Genomic DNA, 13882 nt, shown 5'->3' on the forward strand with positions numbered 1-13882 from the left:
GGTAAGCGCGGCCATTGAAATCCTCTACACTTAACCCCATTCTAGATCCCATATGCACAGCGCCGGATGCGCGCTTCATTCACCTATTTCAACAGGACAGCGTTTATGACCAATCCATTACTGACGCCTTTTTCGTTGCCGCCGTTTTCTAAAATCCTCCCTGAGCATGTGGTTCCAGCCGTTACGCAATCGCTGGACAACTGCCGCGCGGCGGTAGAAAGCGTGGTAGCGCAGGGCGCGCCGTACACCTGGGAAAATCTGTGTCAGCCGCTGGCCGAAGTGGACGACGTGCTGGGGCGTATCTTCTCCCCGGTGAGCCACCTGAACTCGGTAAAAAACAGCCCGGAACTGCGCGAAGCCTACGAACAAACCCTGCCGCTGCTCTCTGAGTACAGCACCTGGGTTGGCCAGCACGAAGGGCTGTACAAAGCCTACCGCGACCTGCGCGACGGCGACCACTATGCCGAACTGAACACGGCGCAGAAAAAATCGGTCGATAACGCCCTGCGTGATTTTGAGTTGTCCGGGATTGGCCTGCCAAAAGAGAAACAGGTTCGCTACGGTGAAATTGCCGCGCGCCTGTCCGAGCTGGGCAACCAGTACAGCAACAACGTGCTTGACGCCACCATGGGCTGGACGAAGCTGATTACCGACGAAGCGGAGTTGGCGGGTATGCCGGAAAGCGCGCTGGCGGCGGCAAAAGCCCAGGCCGAGGCGAAAGAGCAGGAAGGCTTCCTGTTAACGCTGGATATCCCGAGCTATCTGCCGGTGATGACCTACTGCGACAACCAGGCCCTGCGTGAAGAGATGTACCGCGCGTACAGCACCCGCGCCTCCGATCAGGGGCCGAATGCCGGTAAGTGGGACAACAGCCCGGTGATGGCGGAAATCCTCGCCCTGCGCCACGAGCTGGCCCAACTGCTCGGCTTCGAAAACTACGCCGATAAATCCCTCGCCACCAAAATGGCGGAGAACCCGCAGCAGGTCCTCGACTTCCTGACCGACCTGGCGAAACGCGCCCGTCCTCAGGGTGAGAAAGAGCTGGCCCAGCTGCGCGCCTTCGCCAAAGCGGAGTTCGGCGTGGACGAGCTGCAGCCGTGGGATATCGCTTACTACAGCGAAAAACAGAAACAGCACCTCTACAGCATCAGCGACGAGCAGTTGCGCCCGTACTTCCCGGAAAACAAAGCCGTTAACGGCCTGTTCGAAGTGGTGAAACGCATCTATGGCATCACCGCCAAAGAGCGTACCGATATCGACGTCTGGCATCCGGACGTGCGCTTCTTCGAGCTGTACGACGAGAAAAACGAACTGCGCGGCAGCTTCTACCTTGACCTGTACGCGCGTGAGAACAAGCGCGGCGGGGCGTGGATGGACGACTGCGTGGGCCAGATGCGTAAAGCCGACGGCTCCCTGCAAAAACCGGTCGCCTACCTGACCTGTAACTTCAACCGTCCGGTGAGCGGCAAGCCTGCGCTCTTCACCCACGACGAAGTGATCACGCTGTTCCACGAGTTCGGTCACGGTCTGCACCACATGCTGACCCGCATCGAAACCGCAGGCGTGGCGGGTATCAGCGGGGTGCCGTGGGATGCGGTCGAACTGCCGAGCCAGTTTATGGAAAACTGGTGCTGGGAGCCGGACGCGCTGGCGTTTATCTCCGGACACTATGAGACCGGCGAGCCGCTGCCGAAGGCGCTGCTGGATAAAATGCTGGCAGCGAAAAACTATCAGGCGGCGATGTTCATCCTGCGTCAGCTGGAGTTCGGTCTGTTCGATTTCCGCCTGCACGCGGAGTTCAGCCCGGAGCAGGGGGCGAAAATCCTTGAAACCCTGGCCGAGATTAAAAAGCAGGTTGCCGTTATTCCAGGGCCAACCTGGGGCCGTTTCCCGCATGCGTTCAGCCACATCTTCGCAGGCGGCTACGCGGCGGGTTACTACAGCTACCTGTGGGCCGACGTGCTGGCAGCAGATGCCTTCTCTCGCTTCGAAGAGGAGGGGATCTTCAACCGCGAAACCGGGCAGTCGTTCCTCGACAACATCCTGACCCGCGGCGGGTCTGAAGAGCCAATGGAGCTGTTCAAACGCTTCCGCGGCCGCGAGCCGCAGCTGGATGCAATGCTTGAGCATTACGGGATCAAAGGCTGATTGTTACGTGAAGATCTGCTTAGTGGATGAAACAGGCGCCGGAGACGGCGCCTTATCTGTTCTGGCGGCCCGCTGGGGGTTGGAGCACGATGAAGAGAATCTGATGGCGCTGGTGATGACGCCGGAACATCTCGAATTACGCAAGCGCGACGAACCGAAGCTCGGCGGGATTTTTGTCGACTTTGTCGGCGGCGCGATGGCGCACCGGCGCAAGTTCGGCGGCGGTCGCGGCGAGGCGGTGGCTAAAGCGGTCGGCATCAAAGGGAGCTACCTCCCGGACGTGGTCGATGCCACGGCGGGGTTAGGGCGTGATGCCTTTGTGCTGGCGTCTGTCGGCTGCCACGTGCGGATGCTGGAGCGTAATCCGGTGGTCGCTGCGCTGCTCGACGATGGGCTGGCGCGGGGCTATGCGGACCCGGAAATCGGCCCGTGGCTGCAGGAACGACTGCAGCTGATCCACGCCTCCAGCCTGACGGCATTGACGGATATCACCCCGCGCCCGCAGGTGGTCTATCTCGACCCGATGTTCCCGCATAAGCAGAAAAGCGCGCTGGTGAAGAAAGAGATGCGAGTGTTTCAGTCGCTGGTGGGGCCGGATTTAGATGCAGATGGCCTGCTGGAGCCTGCTCGTCAGCTTGCAACGAAGCGGGTGGTGGTAAAGCGCCCGGACTACGCGCCGCCGCTGGCGGACGTTGCGACGACCAATGCGGTGACCACAAAAGGGCACCGGTTTGATATTTATCCGGGTACGCCGGAATAGTGCGGGCTGATGCCCTCACCCTAACCCTCTCCCACAGGGAGAGGGAACAAACATTAAAAACGGCAACCATGTTGCCGTTTCGCTTTTACCTTGTAGGCCCGGTAAGCGTTAGCGCCACCGGGCTTTTTTGCACTTACTCGTCTTCTTCGTCACGCAGCGGAACAATCAGCATATCCACGTGAACGGTGTTAATCAGCTGGCGCGCTGAAGACATCAGCTTGCTCCAGAAGTCCTGATGGTGACCGCAAACCACCAGGTCCATATCGTATTTCTTGATCGCATCAACCAGCACCTGGCCCAGGTCGCCGCTGCCGCTCAGGGTTTCGGTGATCGGATAACCCGCGTTGGTGGAGAGTTCGCTCAGGGCATGGTGAGTCTCTTCGGAGATGCGTTTTTGCATATCGCCAAGATTGACGTCGATCAGACCGGTATAAAGGTCGGAGTAGTTCACATCAACGTGAATCAGCGAAACTTTCGCGTTGTAGGGACGTGCCATGGATACCGCTTTATCAACCAGCACTTTGCTCTCCGGGGAGAGGTCTACCGCGATGAGAATGTGTTTGTAAGCCATAGTGTTACTCCTTCCTTAAGTTATCGATGACTAATGGGGAAAGCCGTCGTCTGATACTTTCATTACGGCCCAGTTAAACATATTTTTCAAGCTTTGGTGTTGATAACGATTAACCTTGTGGCAAAAAAATTAACGGATCTCCTACACTATTTAATGAACCGTTCGGATATTAAAACGCGAACCGGATCGACTTTTGGTCATTCTTTCACTGAACTGTCTGTCAGGGCATTGGAGTGCGGTAGCTCAGAAGCCTTGCTTCATGGGCGGACGCCGGGGAGGATGTATGATTAGCACCGTCGCATTGTTTTGGGCGTTATGCGTTGTTTGCATAGTGAATATGGCGCGCTACTTCTCATCGTTACGTGCGCTGTTAGTGGTACTTCGTGGTTGCGATCCGTTGCTTTATCAGTATGTGGACGGTGGAGGGTTCTTCACCTCGCATGGACAGCCCAGCAAACAGATGCGTCTGGTGGGATACATCTACTACCAGCGCTACCGCGATCATCACGATGAAGAGTTTATCCGTCGTTGCGAGCGTCTGCGTCGTCAGTTCATTTTGACCAGCGCCCTGTGCGGGCTGGTCGTAGTCAGTATGATTGCATTGATGATTTGGCACTGAGCACCATAGCAGGCGGGGTCAGCCCCGCCTTCTTTCCTCTGGCTCAGGGCTTAACCGAGAACTGAAGATCGGAGATATCGCTCTCAATCGAAATTACCTTCCCGCTATAGGTGATTTTAACTTCTCCGTTTGTATCAATTTTGGCCGCGGTGATCGTACCTGTACCTTCAATGACAGGATGCTTCATGGCCAATTGATGAATAATGTCGGTATCTTTTCCTGCTATCTCCCCCGAAAGATAGTAACGGTAGATTGTGGGCACGGTTGCGCCCCCCTCATTGTTCACTGTCATATAGAGCCAGACGCTGTCAGATAATTTATAAACGCGCTGAAGTTCATCGTTATGTCGCTGATTAGGCTGGTGGTTTAGCCATACAAATCCAATGACCAGAACCAGAAGCGAAAACGTCACAAGGGAGTGAATCCATTTAGTAGCCGTTTTGAATGGCATACTCTATTCCTTCTCTGATATTGCGTTGGTCCGTTGGATCGTCCCCGTAAGGCGGTTTTTCATGCCATTTCCCCCATTCAGGTTTTGAGGTTCCAGCACGGCCTTGAGCCCAGCCTGCGCCCAAAAGGAGGATGTTTGCAGGAATGCCTGCTGCAGTTCCGGCGGCTCCGAAATTGAAGTTACCAAATGCGGCAAAGTATGGATCGAATTTTTTGTAATCCCAGGGACCACCATTTCGGAATTTTTGGTAGAACCAGTAATACGTTGAGGGAGTGGCCATATTACGCGACATGCCGTGAAGGCGTGCTTCACGCATATTGTTCGCTATAACAATTGAGCCTGGTCCTGAAATAGGGACAGAAGCCATACATTCTCCTTTGTCTGGTTACTCTTCTGAACGCCATCATAGTGTTATCTTCGCAATTGGGTTGGGCAAAAAATGTTCAGAAAATCCTGACGTTATAAAATGTCTGACTACAAACAACAGCCATAAAAAAAGCGGGTCAGTTTCCTGACCCGCTTTTTTATCGCCTTCAACCGATTAAATCAGCTTCAGCGAAATCCAGTACAAACCGCCAGACAGCAGGATGGATGCCGGGAGTGTAAACACCCAGGCCATCAGAATGTTGGTCACGGTTTTGCGCTGCAGACCGCCACCGTCAACAATCATGGTACCTGCCACGGACGAGGAGAGTACGTGGGTAGTGGATACTGGCATACCGGTGTAGCTCGCCAGACCGATAGAAACCGCGGCTGTCATCTGCGCGGACATACCCTGCGCATAGGTCATGCCTTTCTTACCGATCTTCTCGCCGATGGTGGTCGCCACACGACGCCAGCCAATCATTGTACCGATACCCAGCGCCAGCGCGACGGCCATGATGATCCAGATTGGCGCGTACTCAATGGTGTTGAGCATATCGCTTTTCAGTTTCTTCAGCAGACGTTTGTCGTCAGCGTTCACGTCTGGCAGCTTCGCGACTTTATCCGTCACGTCAGAGATGCAGAGCATGATGCGACGCAGCTGACCACGCTGTTCAACGGCCAGTTTGTCGTAGCTTTCGATGTCGCCCAGCATGCCTTTGGCACGTTCCAGCGCGTTAATCGCGTTTGCCGGATGGCAGTGGAACTCGCCCGGCGCGGTGGTGGCACCCGCTTCAGGAGACGGAATCAACTGGTCAACGCCGGTCGCTTTCTTCAACAGCGCAGGATGCTGCTGGAAGTACACTTCGACGTTGTTAATCGCATCACGGGTACGGGTGATTTCGTAACCGGAGGCGTTCATGTTGACCACGAAGCCAGCCGGTGCGACGCCAATCAGTACCAGCATCACCAGACCAATCCCTTTCTGACCATCGTTCGCGCCGTGAGAGAACGCCACGCCGATAGCGGAAATGATCAGGGCAATACGCGTCCAGAATGGCGGCTTTTTCTTGCCGTCTTTCTTCTCACGCTCTGCTGGCGTCAGGTGGATACGCGCACGTTTTTTCGTGTTGCTCCAGTAGCGACGCAGAATGAAAATTAATCCACCCGCAACCACCAGACCCACGATAGGAGAGATGATCAAAGAGCCGAAAATCCCCAATACTTTCGGGATGTTCAGCGCATCAACAACGGACGTCCCGGTCATCAGGGCATTGGTTAACCCGATACCGATAATCGCGCCGATGAGGGTGTGAGAACTGGATGCAGGCAGGCCGAAATACCAGGTACCGAGGTTCCAGATAATTGCAGCAAGCAGCATTGAGAACACCATAGCAAGGCCATGGCCAGAACTAACGTTGAGAAGCAGATCCGTTGGCAGCATATGCACGATCGCATACGCAACGCTCAGTCCGCCCAGGAGGACACCAAAAAAGTTAAATACCGCCGCCATAACAACCGCAAGCTGCGATCGCATTGCGCGAGTGTAGATAACCGTTGCTACTGCGTTTGCAGTGTCGTGGAAGCCGTTGATCGCTTCGTAAAACAGTACAAAAACCAGAGCAAGCAATAATAAAAGCCCGGTATGTAAATCCAGGCCGGCAAACAAATGTAGCATAGGACGTTACGCCATTTTGAGGACATGAACGCGGCGCATTATCCAGGACAAATGCACGGCGGGCAAAGTGAAATATAGACTTTTTTTGACATACCACCTGATTTGAGAAAAGTGCCTGAAAGGATAATCGTTAAATTTCAATGAAATGGCTTTGTAATATCTTTTTACGCTGGTGTGACCACAGAGGAAACTTTACAATCCGCGGCAGTTAACGAAGAGGATTTTGACGTGGAAAGGTTTGATGCCGTGGTAATTGGCGCCGGTGCGGCGGGTATGTTTTGTGCGGCAATGGCCGGGCAGGCGGGTCGTCGCGTGCTGCTGCTGGACAACGGTAAAAAGCCAGGCCGCAAGATCCTGATGTCCGGCGGCGGGCGCTGCAACTTTACCAATCTCTACGTCGAACCCGCGGCCTATTTGAGCCAAAACCGTCATTTTTGCAAATCTGCGCTGGCGCGTTATACCCAGTGGGATTTTATCGACCTGGTGGGTAAGCACGGCATTGCGTGGCATGAAAAGACGCTGGGTCAGCTGTTCTGCGACGACTCCGCGCAGCAGATTGTCGATATGCTGGTGGCCGAGTGCGAGAAGGGTGGCGTGACGATGCGCCTGCGCACCGAAGTGCTGGAGGTCGCCCGCGACGAGCAGGGCTACACGCTACAGCTGAACGGTGAAACCGTTAGCGCCGACAGCCTGGTGATCGCCAGCGGCGGCCTGTCGATGCCGGGACTGGGCGCGTCCCCGTTCGGCTATAAAATTGCCGAACAGTTTGGCCTGAAGGTGCTGCCAACGCGCGCCGGTCTGGTGCCGTTCACGCTGCATAAACCGCTTCTTGAACAGCTTCAGACGCTTTCCGGCGTGTCCGTTCCCTCCGTCATTACCGCCGAAGACGGCACGGTATTCCGCGAAAACCTGCTCTTTACCCATCGCGGCCTCTCCGGACCGGCGGTGCTGCAAATCTCCAGCTACTGGCAGCCGGGCGAATTTGTCACGGTAAATCTGGTACCGGACTGCGATCTGGACGCGTTCCTCAACGAGCAGCGCACCGCGCACCCGAATCAAAGCCTGAAAAATACCCTGGCGATGCAGCTGCCGAAGCGTCTGGTGGAATGTTTGCAGGTGCTGGGGCAGATCCCCGACGTGTCGCTTAAGCAGCTAAACAGCCGCGAGCAGGACGCGCTTGTCGAGACGCTGACCAACTGGCGCGTTCAGCCAAACGGCACCGAGGGATACCGCACGGCGGAAGTGACGCTGGGTGGTGTCGATACGCACGAGCTTTCTTCACGCACCATGGAAGCACGCAACGTGCCGGGGCTCTATTTTATTGGTGAAGTGATGGACGTCACCGGCTGGCTTGGCGGGTATAACTTCCAGTGGGCGTGGGCCAGCGCCTGGGCGTGTGCGCAGGCGCTGGCAGAGAAACCGTGACGGAAGAAAGGCGCCTCGGGTCTTCCACTTCTGGGCTAGCGGCTGACGGTAAGCGTTCTTTCATCAGCCGCACTCAACACGTCTACAATATTTCCGGCCGCAACGGTTCCCATTTTTATATATGACGCTGCGCTGACGCCGCCAATATGCGGGGAGATAATGATGTTATCGACGCCCTGCCAGATGTGCGGCGCGGTCAGCGGTTCGCTGGTAAAGCTGTCCAGCCCCGCGCTGTGCAGTGTTCTATCCTTTAACGCTGCGAGCAATGACCGATCGTCAATCAAGCCGCCGCGTGCCGTATTCACCAGGATAGCGTTTCGCTTAACGTGTGCGAGCGTCTCCGTATTGATCATGCCCCGATTCTCGTCGGTGAGCGGACAATGCAAAGAAATCACATCGGAGCAGGAAAGAAGGTCAGTCAGGGTATCAGTGCGCTCGCAGACGGAAGGCATTGATTTAGCATAGGGATCGTAAGCCAGAACCCGCATACCAAAGACGTGACCAATATTCGCCACCCGCGAGCCAATCGCCCCCAGCCCGATCAGCCCCAGCGTTTGCCCCTCCAGTTCGATGGATTTATGCGTGGCTTTGTCCCAGTGACCTTCGCGCAGTCGCGCGTCCAGGGACACCACGGATTTGGCGCAGGCGAGAATCAACGCCCAGGTGTGTTCCGCCACCGCCGCTGCGTTTGCCCCCGGCGCGGATCGGACGGCAATGTTCCGCTCGGCCGCCGCCGCCAGGTCTATCACATCGATCCCGCTTCCGTGTTTGGAAATAACCTTCAGGGCAGGCGCAGCATCCATGATTTTCGCGGTTATCTTGCCGTAACGTACCAGTATTGCCACCGGGTTATACTGCTCGCACAGCGTAATCAACCCCTCCTCCGTAGGCTGGCGACCCGCAAACACCACCTCAAAACCCTGCAACATTTCCATGGCCTGCTCCGCCAGGTCGCTTCCGGTAACGATGACTACCTTTTTGTTTGCCATTACAGCGTCTCCCCGTCCGCCAGCATGCCCGCCTTGCGCAGCGCGTCGTTAAGCCAGTGTGGACGTAAATCGCCCTCGCGAATGGCGGCAAGACGCCTGGTCTCCATCTCCAGCTTTCCTTTTGCCAGGGCGATAATCTGCTGAACCTCACCGTGCGGGATCACCACCACGCCGTCGATATCGGCCACCACTAAATCTCCGGCCTGTACCGTCGCGCCGGCAACGGAAATTGGATGGTTCACCCGGCCAGGAATAGACTTTGTCGGGCCGCAGGGATTCAGGCCGGCAGAGAAAACGGGATAGTTACCTTTGCTCAGCGTGTCAGCGTCACGTACTGCTCCGTCGATGATGATCCCAGCAATGCCGCTCGCCTGGGCCTGGGTTGCCATGATTTCACCCAGTAGCGCACAGCTCAAATCGCCTTTTCCATCGACGACCAGAACATCACCGGGTTGGGCAACCGCCATCGCGGCGTGAATGGCCAGATTATCTCCTGGCCGCACCTCAACGGTGACGGCCGGACCCGCAACGGCCATATGCGGTGCCAGCGGCTTGATGCGGCCATGGAGCGTGCCGCGGCGTCCGGCAACATCCGCAAGGATAGCTGCCTGATACTCTGCGGCCTGGCGCACCTCTTCAGCAGAAACGCGTTCGAAGTGGCGATTGATCATTGGTTGTTCAGAAACGGACATGAATGCCTCCATATTGTTTTACTGTGTACAATGCAGGTGTACATCACGAAACAACTATAGCGGTGTTGCTTTCCTTTTAGCCAGACCCGAGAAGGGGTTTGTGATGTAAACACGAAGTGACTCACAAAATTTGAGGTACACTCACTGCCGGGCTAACAAGGAGATAATGATGGGGAATGAAGGCGTTGTAGCGGTTGAAAAAGCGCTGGCTTTACTGGATTGCTTCCGTCCTGGCGATGAAAGCCTGACGCTGACCGCGCTGGCGCAGCTGTCGGGTTATCATAAAACCACGGTTTACCGCTTGATGAATTCTCTTGAACGGATGAACTATGTCGTCAGGCATGATGACGGCAATTATGCGCTTGGCCCTCGTCTGCTTTACCTCGGCAAGCTGTATGAACAGTCTTTCCATCTTTCCAGGGTAGTTCAACCTGAGCTACAGGCTTTATCCCAGGCGTCTCAGGAGAGTGCCAGCTGGTATGTGTTAGAGGGCGGGCAACGTCTGTGCCTGTTTCGTGCCGAAGCCTCACATGGGCTTCGTCACAGCAATCTTCCCGGCACACAGTTCCCGCTGGACGATTCTGCCATCAGTCAGGTTCTGCGCCATTGGGGGCTCAATGAACATCTGCCGGGCGGTGAGCCTGCCGTTCCGCTCTACACCGCAGGCGCGCGCGATCCCCATACTGCTGCGTTTGCAATGCCGGTCTTCGGTGTTCACGACAAATTGATTGCGGTGCTGGCTTTGACCGGGCCCATATCACGATTGACAGAAGACCGCAGGGAGCAGGGTATCAGCCAGTTGATGCATGACGCTGCCAGCCGCCTGTCACAGAAAATGGGGGCGAGTAAGCCCTTCTGCCAGCAGTTTTACGGTGAAACGAGCGATACCGCAGAAGAAAACCGTTAACGAAAAGCGGGACACGCGTCCCGCTTTTGCTATCGTTAATTTGTTACCTGCTTCTCGTGTAGCTGAGTGTTGCGGGCCTGTCGGCCCATAATCAGCACCGCGATCCCCCCCGCCACGCACAGCGCGGCCAGCGGAAGCATAGCCAGCGTGTAGCTGCCCGTGCGCTCATTGATAATCCCGTACGCATTGACCATCACTGCTCCGCCAATCAGGTTAGCGATGGCGCCAATCGCGGCGAGTCCCGCAGCCGCCGAGGTACTGCTCATCCAGCCGGACGCCAGCGCCCAGAAAGGCCCTTTCATTGAATAAGCGCCGATGAGCATGATGCTGAGAATAACAATGGTGGCAGCAAGGGAGGCGCTGACAAATGCGGCAAATACACCTGCGGCAATCATGAAAAGCGTCAGCGCGGTATGCCAGCGGCGTTCGTTGGTTCGGTCAGAACTTCGTCCCCATACAATCATGAGTACGGATGCCAGACCGTACGGGATGGCGTTGAACAGGCCAGTCTCAAGATTATTGAGATGGAAGGATTTCAGCAGTTGAGGAGACCAGACGCTGATGGTGGTGCCGGCAGACGATGCGCCAGCGTAAATCAGCGCCAGCAGCCAGATTTGGCGATGTTTCAACAGCTGCCACGTCGTTTGATGTCCAATATTCTTTTGCTGATTGCGCTCGTTTTCCAGCGTGGTTTCCAGCCATTGCTTTTGTTCACTGCTGAGCCAGTTCGCCTGATGAGGGCGATCGCGGAGAATAAACCAGGCGGCAATGCCCAGCAGTACGGCGGGCAAACCTTCAATGATAAACAGCAGGTGCCAGCCACGCAGACCCAGCCAGCCGTCCATGGACAGTATCAGCCCGGAAAGCGGGGAGCCGATGAAGTTGGCGAGAGGGATGGCGACCATAAAGGAGGCAATAATGCGTGCGCGGTAGCGTGAAGGGATCCACCAGGTCAGATAAAGCACGACGCCCGGGAAGAAGCCCGCCTCTGCGGCGCCGAGAAGAAAACGGACGATGTAGAGCGACGTGGTGTTCTGCACCAGCGACATACACATGGACACAATGCCCCAGCTAATCATAATGCGCGGGATCCACAGACGTGCGCCGACTTTATGCATCGCCAGGTTGCTCGGAACTTCGAACAAAAAATAGGCCACAAAGTAAAGGCTGCTGGCGAAGCCAAATGCCGCTTTGCTGAGGCCAAGATCCTCATTCATCTGCAGAGAAGCCATGCCGATATTACCGCGATCGATAATGGAGATCAGATAGCTGACGATGAGAAACGGCAGGATACGCCAGATCACTTTCCGCATCGTCTCTTTTTCTATCTCCTCAGTGGCGGTTGCGCCATAACGTGTTTGTTCTGTCATTGTGTCCTCGCAGGGTTTGTTCTTGGTTTTATCAGGTACAACTCAGTTTTATTTAACAAAACCACTATAGCGGCGGCGCGTTCTTTTTATCCAGTTAATGAAAGGTATAAATGATGTAAATAAGAGGTGACTCACAGATAACGCGCTTTCAAGGTGCAGCGGTGTCGGGGGCAGGGGAATAATCACGCAGCGCAATTATTGCACCAACTTTTTAACGCCATTCAACTAAGCTTCGACCAGATGCCCCGTCACGTTAGCGGGGCCATTTTCCCTATTGGTCAGAGCACACCTCATGCAGCTACTCAGCATTATTACTTTGCTTTCCCTTACCGTGGTGATCCATTCGCTGTGGATGTTTGGCGTTCTAAAATTCATTAAATTTGACGTCGATTCCGCGGTGCGAATCGTTTTGCGTAATGTTGTTATTGTTATCTCCATGATCTTCGCCCATCTCCTTGAAGCCGGGCTGTTTGCGGCGTTCTATGTTGTCATCGACGCGTTTAAGGACTGGAATACCAGCTTCTACTTTTCACTGGTCAGCTACGCGACGGTGGGATACGGCGACGTGACCTTACCCCAGCACTGGCGGCTGATCGGTGGGCTGGAAGGGCTGGTAGGGGCGTTGATGGTCGGCTGGTCTGTCGCGGTGCTGGTGGCGGTACTCCAGCGTTTACGCGGCATGAGTGCCTAAACGGCAGATGCGCCACCCCGCGTAGTGAGGTAAAGTACACACCTTGCGCAGCCACAGAGCTGCGGTTTTGGGGTGGAGAAACTGTTAAACAGTCCACCCTTTTTCTCGGCTGGTTTACGCCAGTCTGCATGGTGCTGTGTTTTGCCTCTATAAAAGGGTTGTGTATGTCTGCTGCTCATCTCGGTTTCCCGACGGAAACCGTTGTTGTCTTTGTCGTAATGGCCGTTGGGGCGATGTTTATCGACCTCTTCATGCACCGTCACGATAAGCCCGTCTCGCTGAAAAGCGCGGCCATGTGGTCCGTTTTCTGGTTCTCGATGGCGATGGCGTTTGCCGGGTTCCTGTATATCCACCACGGTGCCGAAATGGCGAGCCTGTTCCTGACCGGCTACGCGCTGGAGGAAGTCCTCTCCATTGATAACCTGTTCGTGATGATGGCCATCTTCGCCTGGTTCGGCGTGCCGGATAAATACCGTCACCGTGTGCTCTACTGGGGCGTGCTGGGGGCGATTGTCTTCCGCGGTATTTTCGTGGCGATCGGCACCAGCCTGCTGAGCCTGGGGCCGTATGTTGAGGTGGTTTTTGCACTGGTCGTCGGCTGGACGGCGGTGATGATGCTCAAGCGCAATGAAGAGAGCGATGAAGTTGAAGATTACTCAGGTCATCTGGCTTATCGTCTGGTAAAACGCTTTTATCCGGTCTGGCCGAAAATCAGCAGCCACGCGTTTATCCTGACGCAAAAAGAGGTGGATGCTGAGCTGGAGAAGCCAGAAAACCAGGACGTAACGGTTGGCCGCGTGAAGAAAGCGAAACGCTACGCGACGCCGCTGCTGCTCTGCGTGGCGGTGGTGGAACTCTCTGACGTGATGTTCGCCTTTGACTCCGTACCGGCCATTATCGCGGTGAGCCGCGAGCCGCTGATTATCTACAGCGCCATGATGTTTGCCATCCTCGGCCTGCGTACCCTTTACTTCGTTCTGGAAGCGCTGAAGCAGTATCTGGTGCACCTCGAGAAAGCCGTGGTGCTGCTGCTGTTCTTTGTGGCGTTCAAGCTGGGTCTGAATGCAACCGATCACTTCTGGCATCACGGTTACAGCATTGGCGCGACGGCCAGTCTGTTTGTGGTACTGGGCGTGCTGGCGCTGGGGATTATTGCGAGCGTGATGTTCCCAGGGAAACGTACTGCCTGATATATCGTTTGTCTCCCTCTCCCTGTGG

Annotated in this window: 14 protein-coding genes; 7 read left to right on the forward strand and 7 right to left on the reverse strand. The window is 55.6% G+C overall.

The annotated features are described in order from the left end of the window. The first annotated feature begins 105 nt into the window (after nt 1–105). Together prlC and rsmJ are read left to right on the forward strand one after the other, a co-directional pair. Nucleotides 106–2148, forward strand: a complete 2043-nt coding sequence (gene prlC, locus K5E19_RS21180; protein WP_221552939.1) for an oligopeptidase A — start codon at nt 106–108, stop codon at nt 2146–2148. A gap of 7 nt (nt 2149–2155) precedes the next feature. Further along, on the forward strand, nt 2156–2908 hold the full coding sequence (gene rsmJ, locus K5E19_RS21185; protein WP_221552940.1) for a 16S rRNA (guanine(1516)-N(2))-methyltransferase RsmJ: 753 nt from the start codon (nt 2156–2158) through the stop codon (nt 2906–2908). A gap of 133 nt (nt 2909–3041) precedes the next feature. On the opposite strand, the gene uspA is transcribed toward rsmJ, so the two are convergent. Next, entirely contained in the window at nt 3042–3479 is a 438-nt protein-coding gene (gene uspA / locus K5E19_RS21190) for a universal stress protein UspA (protein ID WP_003861223.1), read from the reverse strand. Between the two features lie 283 nt (nt 3480–3762). Here uspA and uspB point away from each other — a divergent pair, with 283 nt between their 5' ends. Further along, the gene (uspB, locus tag K5E19_RS21195) at nt 3763–4098 is read left to right on the forward strand and encodes a universal stress protein UspB (RefSeq protein WP_003861224.1); all 336 of its coding nucleotides are present in this window, start codon (nt 3763–3765) and stop codon (nt 4096–4098) included. Between the two features lie 43 nt (nt 4099–4141). Here the strand turns inward: uspB and K5E19_RS21200 are convergent, their stop codons facing one another. From K5E19_RS21200 to pitA, 3 genes are all read right to left on the reverse strand, one after another. Next, on the reverse strand, nt 4142–4549 hold the full coding sequence (locus K5E19_RS21200; RefSeq protein ID WP_221552941.1) for a hypothetical protein: 408 nt from the start codon (nt 4547–4549) through the stop codon (nt 4142–4144). Then, a complete protein-coding gene (locus K5E19_RS21205; RefSeq protein WP_221552942.1) occupies nt 4527–4916 on the reverse strand; it encodes a polymorphic toxin type 44 domain-containing protein in 390 nt (129 codons plus the stop codon). The genes K5E19_RS21200 and K5E19_RS21205 overlap by 23 nt, the downstream gene beginning before the upstream one ends. A 174-nt stretch (nt 4917–5090) precedes the next feature. Next, the gene (gene pitA / locus K5E19_RS21210) at nt 5091–6590 is read right to left on the reverse strand and encodes an inorganic phosphate transporter PitA (protein WP_010436629.1); all 1500 of its coding nucleotides are present in this window, start codon (nt 6588–6590) and stop codon (nt 5091–5093) included. Nucleotides 6591–6818: 228 nt separating this feature from the next. Between pitA and K5E19_RS21215 the strand changes: the two genes are divergently transcribed. Next, a complete protein-coding gene (locus tag K5E19_RS21215; protein WP_221552943.1) occupies nt 6819–8015 on the forward strand; it encodes an NAD(P)/FAD-dependent oxidoreductase in 1197 nt (398 codons plus the stop codon). Between the two features lie 35 nt (nt 8016–8050). Here K5E19_RS21215 and K5E19_RS21220 read toward each other — a convergent pair whose 3' ends face one another. Together K5E19_RS21220 and K5E19_RS21225 are read right to left on the reverse strand one after the other, a co-directional pair. Further along, nucleotides 8051–9004: a hydroxyacid dehydrogenase gene (locus K5E19_RS21220; RefSeq protein ID WP_221552944.1), complete on the reverse strand. Its 954-nt coding sequence runs from the start codon at nt 9002–9004 to the stop codon at nt 8051–8053. Beyond that, nucleotides 9004–9696 (reverse strand): RraA family protein, encoded by a 693-nt coding sequence (locus K5E19_RS21225; RefSeq protein WP_221552945.1) that lies wholly within the window; start codon nt 9694–9696, stop codon nt 9004–9006. Before K5E19_RS21225 ends, K5E19_RS21220 begins: the two co-directional genes overlap by 1 nt. A gap of 169 nt (nt 9697–9865) precedes the next feature. On the opposite strand from K5E19_RS21225, the gene K5E19_RS21230 reads away from it, so the two are divergent. Then, entirely contained in the window at nt 9866–10603 is a 738-nt protein-coding gene (locus K5E19_RS21230; RefSeq protein ID WP_221552967.1) for an IclR family transcriptional regulator, read from the forward strand. 35 nt (nt 10604–10638) lie between these two features. Here K5E19_RS21230 and K5E19_RS21235 read toward each other — a convergent pair whose 3' ends face one another. Further along, nucleotides 10639–11973, reverse strand: coding sequence for an MFS transporter (locus K5E19_RS21235; protein WP_221552946.1), 1335 nt, complete (start codon nt 11971–11973; stop codon nt 10639–10641). Between the two features lie 292 nt (nt 11974–12265). On the opposite strand from K5E19_RS21235, the gene K5E19_RS21240 reads away from it, so the two are divergent. Further along, on the forward strand, nt 12266–12664 hold the full coding sequence (locus K5E19_RS21240) for a potassium channel family protein (RefSeq protein WP_221552947.1): 399 nt from the start codon (nt 12266–12268) through the stop codon (nt 12662–12664). A gap of 164 nt (nt 12665–12828) precedes the next feature. Further along, nucleotides 12829–13854 (forward strand): TerC/Alx family metal homeostasis membrane protein, encoded by a 1026-nt coding sequence (locus K5E19_RS21245; RefSeq protein ID WP_221552949.1) that lies wholly within the window; start codon nt 12829–12831, stop codon nt 13852–13854. Nucleotides 13855–13882 lie beyond the last annotated feature (28 nt).

This window comes from Enterobacter sp. RIT637 (assembly GCF_019718755.1).
GTDB lineage: Bacteria > Pseudomonadota > Gammaproteobacteria > Enterobacterales > Enterobacteriaceae > Enterobacter.

Coding starts and splice junctions, on each gene's coding strand:
- K5E19_RS21225 (WP_221552945.1), bottom strand. CDS start 9,696: ATGTCCGTTTCTGAACAACCAATGATCAATCGCCACTTCGAACGCGTT.
- K5E19_RS21200 (WP_221552941.1), bottom strand. CDS start 4,549: ATGCCATTCAAAACGGCTACTAAATGGATTCACTCCCTTGTGACGTTT.
- uspB (WP_003861224.1), top strand. CDS start 3,763: ATGATTAGCACCGTCGCATTGTTTTGGGCGTTATGCGTTGTTTGCATA.
- K5E19_RS21235 (WP_221552946.1), bottom strand. CDS start 11,973: ATGACAGAACAAACACGTTATGGCGCAACCGCCACTGAGGAGATAGAA.
- prlC (WP_221552939.1), top strand. CDS start 106: ATGACCAATCCATTACTGACGCCTTTTTCGTTGCCGCCGTTTTCTAAA.
- K5E19_RS21205 (WP_221552942.1), bottom strand. CDS start 4,916: ATGGCTTCTGTCCCTATTTCAGGACCAGGCTCAATTGTTATAGCGAAC.
- uspA (WP_003861223.1), bottom strand. CDS start 3,479: ATGGCTTACAAACACATTCTCATCGCGGTAGACCTCTCCCCGGAGAGC.
- pitA (WP_010436629.1), bottom strand. CDS start 6,590: ATGCTACATTTGTTTGCCGGCCTGGATTTACATACCGGGCTTTTATTA.
- K5E19_RS21230 (WP_221552967.1), top strand. CDS start 9,866: ATGGGGAATGAAGGCGTTGTAGCGGTTGAAAAAGCGCTGGCTTTACTG.
- K5E19_RS21220 (WP_221552944.1), bottom strand. CDS start 9,004: ATGGCAAACAAAAAGGTAGTCATCGTTACCGGAAGCGACCTGGCGGAG.
- K5E19_RS21245 (WP_221552949.1), top strand. CDS start 12,829: ATGTCTGCTGCTCATCTCGGTTTCCCGACGGAAACCGTTGTTGTCTTT.
- K5E19_RS21240 (WP_221552947.1), top strand. CDS start 12,266: ATGCAGCTACTCAGCATTATTACTTTGCTTTCCCTTACCGTGGTGATC.